This window comes from Mycobacterium sp. (assembly GCF_051006775.1).
Classification (GTDB): domain Bacteria; phylum Actinomycetota; class Actinomycetes; order Mycobacteriales; family Mycobacteriaceae; genus Mycobacterium.
The window spans coordinates 1-10,641 of record NZ_JBPCSX010000106.1 but is presented as its reverse complement, the minus strand read 5'-3'; the positions used below and the strand labels follow the sequence as shown (position 1 = coordinate 10,641).

Genomic DNA, 10,641 nt, shown 5'->3' with positions numbered 1-10,641 from the left:
GCCAGCCACCTTGGTGTCGGTGATGCCTGTCGATTCATCGAGCAAGCCTGTCACCTGATATTTGTAGACGGGATCAAAAATACATTTTTTGCCACCGTAGTAGACATCGCCAAAGGTGAAAGTGTCAGGCGATTGCCCTGCGTTGGTATTCGTGACCTCTGAGAGAGAGAGGACGTAGTAAATCTCTTGGTTGTTCTCAGAGATGCTCAGATCGATGATCGTGCCGCCCACCCATGCGTCCCCATAGACCACGGGCAACTTGTTGTCGGTCGCTGGTGGGACTTGTTGGCGATTTCCCGGATCGGTAGAAGTTTGCCCTGCCCCCATGTCGCTCGGCTGAGGGGCGCTGAATAAGGCTTTCGAGATCACCGCCGACACGACCATGTTGATCGCAAAGGCGACGGCAACTGCCGCAAACGAGCCAGCCGTCAGACCGATGACTGAGACGGCAATGATCGTGCCGACTGCATAGGCAGGGGCAGTCATGAATAAAAGGAAAAGCAGGGCGTAGAGTCGTCGCATCATTGAATCCAGTTCTCGTCTTTTTTGCGGAATCCATATCGCCCGTAGTCGAGATCAGGACTCACATCAAGTTTTGTCATTGTGAAGTATTTGATCCTGCCAGCCTCTTTCAATTCTTTGCCGTATTGAATGTAGGCATCAAAAAGGCGATACCCTGTCGAGCCTCGGCGGTATTCAGGGCGAACATACCAAGCCAATTCGTGCAGGGCAAACATCTTGTCATCCCACACAGTCGGCATGATCACGCACATCAATAATCCTTTACCTTCTTGGTAAAAGATTTTTCCTGCCCCTGCAAAGATCGTGTCAAGCAATCGATGCCAGTATTCAATGTTGTCGGCGGCAAGAATCTCAACAAAATCAGCAGAGTCTCGAAACTCTTTCATCATCTCGATGATGGCATCTCGGTCGAACTTGTTTGCTTCTCGGATCATGCCGTTTTTCCGAACTGATAGTTGATCGTCGTAATGAATGCCACTCGATCCATACTGGTGTCGCCTGAATTGAAAAACTGCCAAGAGTTGTTGTTGGTGTATCGCCCTGCGGTTCGGTTTTGCAGGATCAGTTGAATCGATGAGGCTGAGACATTGATCACCCCAACGAATGAGCGCACCTCTTCCATCCATTGCTCAGAGATCGAGAACGATGAGATGTAGCCGTTGAAAAACTGATACAGACCACCCGTGCCGCCTGTCGTGATCAATTCGCCGTCAGGCGTGAAAAAGCCTTTCCATGCCTCGATCTGAGAGCCTTTAATCTGCTGACCCAATACGAACCCAAGCATAGCGGTGTCGATTCCGACGAGGGTGAAGGTGGTCTCATTAGCGGTCGACTTTATGTCTCGAGTGGCATCGCCCACTCGAACCAACTGCCCGAGGGCATTGAATGGCTCTGAATCGACCTCAGGAATAGTCAGGGCAGAGGGGGTAGTGGCAAAGCGGTATGTCCCACTCGGGCTGGTCACCCGAACAAAATCGGCAAAGCGAATGTTGTTCGTATTCTCGACAGGCGTGATCGGATTCATAGGACGCTCTCAAAGGCTTTGAACGATCCCGACCATGCAATGTAGGAGTCATTCGTCATCGGAATGAGGGCGTAGTCAGGGTATTCCCTTAGGATCACAGGGAAGGTCACGCCTGTGTAGGAATCGCCACCCATCGAGACAGTCGTCCCAAACTCGCCAAAGACGGCATCTACGGGGGCTAGGAGAGGCGAAATCAGGTTGCGGTGAACGGGAATCTCAACTGTGCTTCCTGAGCCTCTCTGAACGCTCTCCGTGGCGATGTAGGTGTATCGCCCCACCTGACAGAAGTCGCCCTCTCTGACGATGTATTTCGTAGAACTAATAGTAGGGAGACTACCTAGAACCAAGACCTTGTTTGCCGATGAAGTCTGCCATTGGCAGGACTCGATCTGAGTCTCGGTCAAGTCGCCTTGATATTCGATGTAGTTCACCCAACCCGTCGAGCCAAAATTGAGATACTGCTCAAGGGCTTTGTCAGGGATGCGCAAGGCATTCAAGAGCGCACGATTCTGCGAGTAGCGCAAGTAGCGCATCGGGGCAAGTTCAAAAGCAAAAGGGACGACAGTCAAGACTTCCGATGTGCTGATCCGCTGGTTTCGGCTGACCATTTGTCCGACGAATCGATGATCATTGATCCCGACCTGTTCGCTGATTGAAAGGATGTCTGTTAAGCCCATGATTACCTCGATGTTGGGACAGATCGGTTAGCGGATTGATTTGCTGACCAAACTGCCATCTTGTTTTTTGCCAAGAATTGCGTCGCCGATTGCGTATCGATGGCGCTCAAACTAGCGATATAAGGACCGTTGTAATTTACAGTCTGTCCTCCCCCGCCAAGCATTGAGCCAAGTCGATTGTTGGGGATGATCGTGCCAGCCGTCTTGGGAACAAATAATTCGGGACCCGCTTCTCCAACCAATGATGGTTGATTGACAGGTGGTGAACCGCCGACGGCGAATCCCGGGATGCCAAAGCCCATTGCCCCCGCCGCCATCTTGACCATTTGCAACATTTGAAACTTCAAGATCATTGCCATGATGTCTTGAATCACGCTCTTGGCAAAATCTTTGAAAGAGAATTTGCCCGTCTTGACGAATGTGTCAATCGCTGAATTCATGTTGCCAACAAAAGACTGAAACATATTTTGAGCCAATTCGCCCGCTCTGTTAGCGTTCATCACATATTGCTCAAAAGCGTAATTCCAGCCCGTGACGAAATCCTCTTGGCGCATCCGCTCCTCTTCAATGCCTTTTTGTCGAATGCTTGACAAGGCTCTTTCGGTTGCTTCAGCACCATTGATCAACGCCATGTTGTCAATGTATTCAGGCGATGACTCATGACCTTTCCATTGGGCTTTTAGTTCTGCCCTTTGAAATTCAAAGTTGAGCAATTTTTCCTGAATTGCCAATTCCTCTCTTTGCTTTTCATAAGCAAACGTAGTCATGTGAACTCGATCTTTTTCTAATCGAGCCTGATCTCCCTTGATAGCGGCGAGACGAGATTCATTGTCAATTTGTCGATTCAAAAGTTCAAGCGCCATTTGTCTTTTGGCGTTGATCAATTCATCTCTCTCAGCCCGTTCCTGTTGGGCTTTTTTCATGTCATGATCGTATTGCTGTTGAATGATTCCTTTTTGTGCGTTGCTAAGATTTTCGGCTTTCATGGCTTCGGCTCGAACTTGATTTGCCTTTGCCATATCCTCTTCCATCTTCAGGGCGCTCTCAGAAAGAGCCAACTCATCTTGACTGCCTGTCAAATACCACATCTGATATTCATGTCTACGCCTATCGATGTCGAGCATCTCTTTTGCCAATTTGATCTTGGCTTGAGCGGCGGCAATAGTTCTGCGATCGCCTGTTCTCCCTGATTCAGGTGTCCCACCGCCTTGTTGCTCTTCAGGGGGATTGGCATCCGATTCCTCATCTTGGCTTTCAAAGACTTTCATCGCCCCAAAATAAGCCGCCAGCGCCCCGCCAGCCATGGCAATGCCTTTGATGCCTTGAGCCGATTGAATGGCAATGCCAAGAGCGGCAGTCGATTTGAGGGCGGTATTCAAAGCCTTGAAAGCGGCAACTAACTTGAACATCCCATTGATCACCAACACAGAGGTCACGGCGACCATCGCCGCCTTGAATTGATTGACTGAGGGGATGAAATCGCCGCCCGTGAAGACTTTGAAAAATTCTGCGAATGCCAATTTCAGATTGAGCATCATTCGATCGATGCGATCGCCTAATTCTGCCCATGCTTTGAGAGCCTGTTCTTGGCGACGGAATTCGGCAGTCGATTGCCCGAGCGCCTCTGCGATCTCTTCCACCGATTTGTGGAGACCGCCCTTGCCGAGAATCTCTTTGACAGCCTTGATGCGATCGTAGGTGTTGCCAATCCCTGCCAGCCCTTGATAAACCCGAGTCAAGGCTTGCTCGGGGTTCATCGATCTCAATTCCTCAAAGGTGATCCCCAAGTCCTCAAAGGTGGCAATCGCTTGTTCATTGCCCTGTTGAGCCTCGGCAATCTTGGCAAACATAGTCGCCATGATCTTGCCAGCATCCTCAGATTTGCCACCCGCCTGAATAATGGCGTTTTGAAATTGCAAGACTTTCGCAATGCTTACATCGTAGGTCTTGGAAAGATCATCGAGATTGCCCGACATCTCCAACACGGCATGAGACATGGCGGCAAAGCCAGCGACAGAAAGACCAGCCGCCCCGCCTAATTGATTGAAAAGGTTTTTCAATTTCCCCATGCCAAGACCGAGGTCGTTGAAAGCATTTTGCAAGTCTTTGGCTTGCTTCTTTGCTTGAGAGGTAGCCTTGTCCCACTCGACGGTGACGAGACCTAGTTTTACCGAGAGTGATCCAATGACTGCCATGATTAGCCTTTCTTAGCGTATTTTCCCCAGTTTACTTCTGCCCATATTGCGTAGCCAAGCCTATCGATGACATTTTGTAGGTTTGATTCCAATGATGAGCGAATAAATGGGTGAGGTGAGGTGTGAGCATTGCCAAATTCTTGCCCTAGAGCGACGGGGCGATGGTATGAAATCGTTTGAAACTTGCCTCTCTTGTTGAGGACTGTCCTCTCGGCTGAATCTTCCCGCTTCGGGCTGACAGATACTCGGGCAAGAAACATCTCTCCCTTGTAAGAGTTTGATGATTTGTCTCTGCCTTGAGGCTTGTGAGCCTTCATGTAGATGTGATCTCTCAACTGCCCTGAATCAACAGGCGCTCGTTGCTTGGCGGCTTGCAACACGGGTTCCATGGCATAGCCAAGAGCCGTGCGCCATATCTTTGCGGTTTTGCCCTGACCGATCTCTTCAGCCAGTTCATCCATTGTTTTGAATAATTCTTCAAAACCCTCGACTTTGAATTCGCCACTCATTGCTTGAACCTCTCTTTGCTGAATCCTTTGGCTTGCGAAACAAAGGTCAGCAAGGCATTGTTCACTTGCTCTTCATTCGTCGGCTCAAAATCAGGATTGATTGAGTATTCATTGATCCAAGGAAAGATGGCAGTCTGCTTATAAGCAGGGGCGCTCTCAGGTCTCATGTAATTGAAGATCGCAGTCGTAAGAGGGGCTAGACCATCAAAGATCGCTTTGTTGCCGAGCATCCCATCTGCATACATGACCTGAATCTCCGTAAACACTTCCTCACTTATTTCATCAACCGACTTCTCCGTATGTCCATTGAAAATCAGGGCGGCGGTTACTTGCCTACGGAGAGATCGCCTTAGTTTTTTTTTGCACTCTTATAGTCGGGCGAAATCGCCGACTGAATAGATTGCACGATCTCTTTGATTGCAAAGTCGGGGAACTCTTCGCTGATTTGCTCAAACGATTCATTGATTGGTTCGCCTGTCTCTGAGATCAAAAGATGAAAATACTCTTCAACTCGAGTCTCTTCAATGGCTTGATATTGAGCCACTTGTCGAAGTGATGTCCCATCAACGATGATGTCGTCATCGGTGACTGTAATTTTTTGCTTGCTTTCGTTCAAGGCTTTGATGAAATCCTCGCCCCCCTCTTCCAATGTCTTTCGCATTGGGGTGGAAAGTTTTTCAAAGACCTCATCGATTTTTTCTTTTGTGGGGGCAAGAACTTTGGCGTTGATCTCTTCCATCTCTCGCTTGAGAGGGACTTTCATCTTAAGTTCAAATTTCACCTCGCCAAGATCGATCATGATTTTCTTGATCTGAATCTCGTCTTTGACTTGCTGAAATTGCTTTCCGAGTTTTTTTGATAGGGTCATTGTGGCTCTCCTTTGAGCAGTTTGGAATAGATTGCGTTATTCAGACGGATGACATACTCCACGATCTCCTCGGGGGACATCTTGTCGGCGTGTCGCTTGGCGATCTCATGGCAAAGAGAGATGCCTGTGATCCGTTGCTGAGTGAATCCAAACCAATTCTTTTGACCGCTTGCTGAGAGGGTCACTATGTAGGAGAGCAGGTCTTGTGTATTGTGTATTGTCGTCATCTTGTAAGTAAGCCCCCGTGAGGGGGCTTTTTCTTTAACTGTTTGTCCAGCCGTAAGCGTTGCCGCCAACTGGGTGTAGAGTGAAAATGTATTTGCCTTCAGCCGATACGCTCATATCCCATTGCAAGCCACCGACTCGGGCGTTGAACGCATAAGCCACGGTGTCTGTGCCGTCATAGACTGCGATCACATAGGTGCGAATGGTCGTGCCGTTGTAGCCGTCATCACGAATCAAGTTCATGGCGGTGTCAGCAGGATTCCAAGCAGAAGTGATGCTCAAAGAAGTCACTTGGTTCTGAGTGGTGATCTTTGCGCCAGTTCGAGCGCCAGCCACGCCATAAGTTGCAGACGCATCGTCAGCACCAAAAGCAGGGATAGTCTCAACAGGCACATTGATGCCGCCAGTTCCCAAGCCACCAGCCGCCGTGCCGATGATTGGCTCGATGTCAGCCCATGTGTTGAGTTCGTCGTCAGTCAATGCCGTAGGGCTTGCGCCTGATTGCATCCACAGGGTTGCGGTGTATCCCGGTAAGACTTTATTGATGAGTGCCATTTTTAGTTTCCTTCCAAAGTTGATTGATCAATCGTGTCTTATGTCGGAATGTCCAAAGTCGTGTCGAGAATGATTTGGTGCAGACCAAGGTCATTGTCGTAGGTATGGTAAAGCCAGTCGACATCTGCTTTGGCAAGATAAAACCCGCCATCAGTAGGATCGCCAAACATTCCTGCATACCCATGCAATGATTGTAATATCGTGTTCGCTAAATTGAAAGCATCTGTCATAGTCTTTGCAAAGATCGTCGTTTGAAAGACAGGGCGATCGATGCCCTTGTTGCTTTGAATCTGCCCCGCATAGACGGGTTGATGCACATTGCGAAGTTGCCATGTAAGGAACTTTGGCTCAGTCGCATAGTTGCGGTTGAACAGGGCGTAGACAGGCACAGGATCGACGATCTCGACCAATTGATACTGAATCGCCTTGGCGTAATTGACGGGATTATTCTGAGAACTCATACTGGAACCTCAGGATCGGCTCGATAACAGATGAACGTCGCTTTCTGTCGATCATTGTGTTCTCGGCAGTCGGTGATTCGCCACTCTTTTCCTCGCCATGTAATACTGTAGGCATTTTGATCGTCGACCAATTGCTTGATGTTGGGCGTGTAATTGAGGGTGATTTGAACGAGATCAGAGTAGACCCGATACCGCTCAGAGATTCTCAAATTGTTTGCTACATCATGAACCAAGCCTCTTGTGGCGAACCAAGTCGTTGTGGTCGTGGTGTATTCACCAAGGGTGTCTACGCCATTGATCACATTGTTGATTGTCAGATTCTCATAGCGAACAATTGCCATCACATCACCAAAGGCTTGTAAGGACGAAGCAAGGTCGCCACGCCAAAGGGAATCTCTCTCAGATTCGCCTCAGTCGTATTTGAGCGATTGTTGTAGATGTGCGTGAGCAACATCAATCCCGCTTGCTTGATCACAGGGTATGACGCAAGATTGTTTGCGTTGGCGGTGTATTCGACATAAATCGGATTCGCCACCGCTTGATTCAGCGTGTTTGGTATCTGATCAAGGATCACTCGATTGCCCGTCGGGTCATACGAGTAGGTCGTCGGGTCGATCAAGATCGGGGTTGTGTTCGAGTTGCCGTAATACCAAACGGCATCGATCGTCACCCCCGTCGCCCCCTGAGAGACTTCAGGCAGATCGAGAAAGACCTGAGTGTTGTAGAGACCGATGTTGCCGTAGTAGACCCGATACGATGTGGCAAAGATTGCCATGCCAAGGAAATCCTCGATCGCCATTCGAGTCGCCAATTCAATCGATGAGATGTAAGTGTCTTGGCTCTCATCATCAAACAAGTTCAGTTGCTGAGTGCATTCCTCAAGGGTGAGCCACGCAGTCGCCACATCTCTCGTAATCTGCTCAACCTTTGCGTAGTTGTAAGGATTACGGCTTGTCCCAAAGAACGGAGCGAGAGTTAAATTTTCGACTGCCATGATGCCCCCTATTAAGCGGCAGAAGCACGAACACCAGCGAACGGGTCTTTGACTGTCGAGACCAAACGCTTCTCTGCGTAGAAAGTCACGAATCCGGGAGCGGTCTGATCGAACATTTGAATGTCCATCTCTTCGATGTCAGCAATGCAAAGGAATCGATCCCAGTTTGCCAAGTAGATCGGGAAGTCTTCGCTCATGTAAGGGTTCGGGATGACTTTCCAGCCAAAGATCGAGCCGACTGCGCCGCCCTCGTCTGCTTCACCCAATTCGAGGAAGAGAGGCAAGCCCTGAAGGTCTTTCAATTGACGCAAGGTCTGAATCATTGTCGGGGTCATATACCATGCGGTCGTTGGCAATGCCCAATACTGAGCAGGAAGCGCATTGGCAATGTTTGTGATCTTGTTGTAGGTCGGTGTTGTGCCGCCCAAAGAGATCGTGGCAATCGAGTGAATGCCGTTCGTCATTGCCGTGCCGCTTGAGCCAAAAGCCGATGAGCCAGCGGTCGTGTAGGAATCAAGACCACGCAAGCCCTCTGTGCCACCAGTTGTGGCAGTCGTAGAGCCTGATTGATCATTGTTGATCGCCATCGAATAACCCTCTTGCTGACCGAATTCAAGAACCAAGTCCTCGATCAATTCTTTTTCAAGTCCATTGATGTCATCAAGAGCGGCGACACGAACAGGCAATTGAGCCGAGATCACTCGGGTCGGAAGTTGCCAAATAGTCGTAGCCGTATTCGGTGTGCCTGAGTTGGCATTGGTGATATAGCCCCAACCGCCTGTGGCTTGGTCGGTGGCATTACCTGTCTTTGCTACGAATTGAACCGCCGACGTATTCGGGGCTTTGATGTTTCTAGCACCCATGCGGAAAGGGTTTGCGTAGCGAAGTTTTGCAAAGACATCATCAAAATAAGTGCGACCGCCAGCATCAAGACCCGAGCCAGTCAGAGCCGATGCTTCACGCAGATCGATCGTCACCTTGCGATTTTCTGCGATCGAGGTTTTGATGCCATCAAGAATTTTTTGCGTTGCACTCATTTTTTTGTCCTTTGTAAATTCATACAAGAGAGGGGGCAAAAGCCCCCTCGCCTTGATTAAGCGCCAGTAGCGGTAGAGCGATAGCGGATGATCGAGAAAGGATCAACCACAGACGTTGCCAAGCGTTTCTCACCATAGAAAGTGATGAATCCCGGCTGTGTTTGCTCGTAGCGACGCAAGACCATGCTCAAGCGATCAACGATGGTGTGACCGCGATTCCAATCACCGAAATACATCGGGTATTGGCTATTCGTGCCAGCAGAGCCACCAGACGCAGTAGGCGCTTCGAGGTAACTGTTGACCACAACATCGTAGCCCATCAATTTACCAACGATGCCCTCATAAACCAAAGGAGCCATACGTTCAAACACAGGAGTGCCGTTGTCATCTTTCAAGCCACGGATGCCAGCAAGCATTTGTGGGTTGATGATGAACTTGTTGCCATTCGACCAGTATTGTTGTGGCAGAGCGTGCAAGAAGTTGATCAAGTCGTCATAGGACACATTGTTTGCAGAAGCAAAGCCGTTGGTGGTCAACTGGTCATAGGTGGCGATGCTATGCAAGCCGTCAGTTGAAGCGGTGCCGCTTGAACCGAATGCCGCAGAGGAAGTCGTGCCGCCTGTGTAAGAGCCATTTGCTCCGGGATATTGATTCAGACCACGCAAGCCACTGGTTGCACCATAGGCAGTAGTAGTAGAGCCACTTTGATCATTGTTGAGGATCATTGAGAGACCCTCTTGCTGACTGAATTCTTGGAGCATGTCGTCAACGACGTTTGCTTCCAATCCATCGATGTCATCAAGGGCGGCAGTACGAATTGGGAACTGCACGTTGATGTCTTGCATGTTCAATTGCCAAATTGAGGTGTTCTCAGTTGTGGCAGAGCCGTTGTTCTGAATTGCGTAGCCCCATTGAGCGCCAGCGTTGCCTGTCTTTGCACGGAACTGATAGGTCGAACCATCAGTAGCAACATTGCGAGACACGCCACGCATCGGGTTCAACAGACGTTGAGCGTGGAATACAGGATCGTAGGCAGTACGACCACCGATGCCAGCGCCTGAGCCTGTCAGAGCGGATGCTTCGTTCAAGTAAGCGGTGTGCTGATCAACAGACTCCCACAGTTTCAATTCTGTGTGCATCTTGTTGCCGCCTTGCTTAGTGAACTGAGCCAGTTGCTCACGCACTCGGCGGTTCACATCGCCACGCACAGTCTTGTGGGGGGCGCGGATGAACTCAGGGATTTGAATCGATGAGACTTTTGCTTCGAGGGCGTTGAACTTCTCTTCCATCTCAACCTTGGCGGCTTCGACTTGAGTTGCTACTTCGCTTTTCACTTCTTCAATTTTTTGAAGGTTCGATGCTTCGATTGCATCTACTTTTTCAATGATTTTTTCAACAGACATGATGAGTCCTTTCATTTAACTCGTTTGGCAAGTGCTTTTTCCAAGTCACGCATCTCAAGTGCTTCGAGAAGTTTCTTGGTATCGGCTTCGATTACCACCGCATCAGGATCACCCTGAGTTGGGGTTGCTTCAGGCTTCTTGAGGGCATCACGCTCACTCAATACTCGCTTG

14 protein-coding genes are annotated in these 10,641 nt (G+C 49.5%); all 14 read right to left on the bottom strand.

The window, feature by feature from the left end; translation table 11 throughout:
• A partial coding sequence (locus tag ACR2JI_RS08010) for a hypothetical protein (protein ID WP_526389549.1) occupies positions 1–486 on the bottom strand: 486 nt, incomplete at its 3' end.
• Positions 487–521: 35 nt separating this feature from the next.
• Positions 522–956, bottom strand: a complete 435-nt coding sequence (locus ACR2JI_RS08005; protein WP_526389548.1) for a hypothetical protein — start codon at positions 954–956, stop codon at positions 522–524.
• On the bottom strand, positions 953–1,546 hold the full coding sequence (locus ACR2JI_RS08000) for a hypothetical protein (protein WP_526389547.1): 594 nt from the start codon (positions 1,544–1,546) through the stop codon (positions 953–955). The genes ACR2JI_RS08005 and ACR2JI_RS08000 overlap by 4 nt, the downstream gene beginning before the upstream one ends.
• Entirely contained in the window at positions 1,543–2,223 is a 681-nt protein-coding gene (locus ACR2JI_RS07995) for a hypothetical protein (RefSeq protein WP_526389546.1), read from the bottom strand. Before ACR2JI_RS07995 ends, ACR2JI_RS08000 begins: the two co-directional genes overlap by 4 nt.
• A 2-nt stretch (positions 2,224–2,225) precedes the next feature.
• Positions 2,226–4,418 (bottom strand): phage tail tape measure C-terminal domain-containing protein, encoded by a 2,193-nt coding sequence (locus ACR2JI_RS07990; protein ID WP_526389545.1) that lies wholly within the window; start codon positions 4,416–4,418, stop codon positions 2,226–2,228.
• 2 nt (positions 4,419–4,420) lie between these two features.
• Positions 4,421–4,927 carry an HK97-gp10 family putative phage morphogenesis protein gene (locus ACR2JI_RS07985; RefSeq protein WP_526389544.1) on the bottom strand — a complete coding sequence of 169 codons (507 nt, stop codon included), beginning with the start codon at positions 4,925–4,927 and terminating at the stop codon, positions 4,421–4,423.
• Positions 4,924–5,193 (bottom strand): hypothetical protein, encoded by a 270-nt coding sequence (locus ACR2JI_RS07980; RefSeq protein WP_526389543.1) that lies wholly within the window; start codon positions 5,191–5,193, stop codon positions 4,924–4,926. Before ACR2JI_RS07980 ends, ACR2JI_RS07985 begins: the two co-directional genes overlap by 4 nt.
• An 83-nt stretch (positions 5,194–5,276) precedes the next feature.
• Complete coding sequence (locus ACR2JI_RS07975) at positions 5,277–5,795, bottom strand: hypothetical protein (RefSeq protein WP_526389542.1); 519 nt, start codon at positions 5,793–5,795, stop codon at positions 5,277–5,279.
• A 261-nt stretch (positions 5,796–6,056) separates the two neighbouring features.
• Positions 6,057–6,575, bottom strand: coding sequence for a hypothetical protein (locus ACR2JI_RS07970; protein ID WP_526389541.1), 519 nt, complete (start codon positions 6,573–6,575; stop codon positions 6,057–6,059).
• 38 nt (positions 6,576–6,613) lie between these two features.
• The gene (locus tag ACR2JI_RS07965) at positions 6,614–7,036 is read right to left on the bottom strand and encodes a hypothetical protein (protein WP_526389540.1); all 423 of its coding nucleotides are present in this window, start codon (positions 7,034–7,036) and stop codon (positions 6,614–6,616) included.
• Positions 7,033–7,377, bottom strand: coding sequence for a hypothetical protein (locus tag ACR2JI_RS07960; protein WP_526389539.1), 345 nt, complete (start codon positions 7,375–7,377; stop codon positions 7,033–7,035). Before ACR2JI_RS07960 ends, ACR2JI_RS07965 begins: the two co-directional genes overlap by 4 nt.
• Positions 7,377–8,030: a head-tail connector protein gene (locus ACR2JI_RS07955; protein ID WP_526389538.1), complete on the bottom strand. Its 654-nt coding sequence runs from the start codon at positions 8,028–8,030 to the stop codon at positions 7,377–7,379. The genes ACR2JI_RS07960 and ACR2JI_RS07955 overlap by 1 nt, the downstream gene beginning before the upstream one ends.
• Positions 8,031–8,041: 11 nt before the next feature.
• Positions 8,042–9,067, bottom strand: coding sequence for a phage major capsid protein (locus ACR2JI_RS07950; RefSeq protein WP_526389537.1), 1,026 nt, complete (start codon positions 9,065–9,067; stop codon positions 8,042–8,044).
• Between the two features lie 56 nt (positions 9,068–9,123).
• Positions 9,124–10,470: a phage major capsid protein gene (locus tag ACR2JI_RS07945; RefSeq protein WP_526389536.1), complete on the bottom strand. Its 1,347-nt coding sequence runs from the start codon at positions 10,468–10,470 to the stop codon at positions 9,124–9,126.
• Positions 10,471–10,641 lie beyond the last annotated feature (171 nt).

Coding starts and splice junctions, on each gene's coding strand:
- ACR2JI_RS07990 (WP_526389545.1), bottom strand. CDS start 4,418: ATGGCAGTCATTGGATCACTCTCGGTAAAACTAGGTCTCGTCACCGTC.
- ACR2JI_RS08000 (WP_526389547.1), bottom strand. CDS start 1,546: ATGAATCCGATCACGCCTGTCGAGAATACGAACAACATTCGCTTTGCC.
- ACR2JI_RS08005 (WP_526389548.1), bottom strand. CDS start 956: ATGATCCGAGAAGCAAACAAGTTCGACCGAGATGCCATCATCGAGATG.
- ACR2JI_RS07945 (WP_526389536.1), bottom strand. CDS start 10,470: ATGTCTGTTGAAAAAATCATTGAAAAAGTAGATGCAATCGAAGCATCG.
- ACR2JI_RS07985 (WP_526389544.1), bottom strand. CDS start 4,927: ATGAGTGGCGAATTCAAAGTCGAGGGTTTTGAAGAATTATTCAAAACA.
- ACR2JI_RS07960 (WP_526389539.1), bottom strand. CDS start 7,377: ATGGCAATTGTTCGCTATGAGAATCTGACAATCAACAATGTGATCAAT.
- ACR2JI_RS07995 (WP_526389546.1), bottom strand. CDS start 2,223: ATGGGCTTAACAGACATCCTTTCAATCAGCGAACAGGTCGGGATCAAT.
- ACR2JI_RS07975 (WP_526389542.1), bottom strand. CDS start 5,795: ATGACCCTATCAAAAAAACTCGGAAAGCAATTTCAGCAAGTCAAAGAC.
- ACR2JI_RS07965 (WP_526389540.1), bottom strand. CDS start 7,036: ATGAGTTCTCAGAATAATCCCGTCAATTACGCCAAGGCGATTCAGTAT.
- ACR2JI_RS07950 (WP_526389537.1), bottom strand. CDS start 9,067: ATGAGTGCAACGCAAAAAATTCTTGATGGCATCAAAACCTCGATCGCA.
- ACR2JI_RS07970 (WP_526389541.1), bottom strand. CDS start 6,575: ATGGCACTCATCAATAAAGTCTTACCGGGATACACCGCAACCCTGTGG.
- ACR2JI_RS07955 (WP_526389538.1), bottom strand. CDS start 8,030: ATGGCAGTCGAAAATTTAACTCTCGCTCCGTTCTTTGGGACAAGCCGT.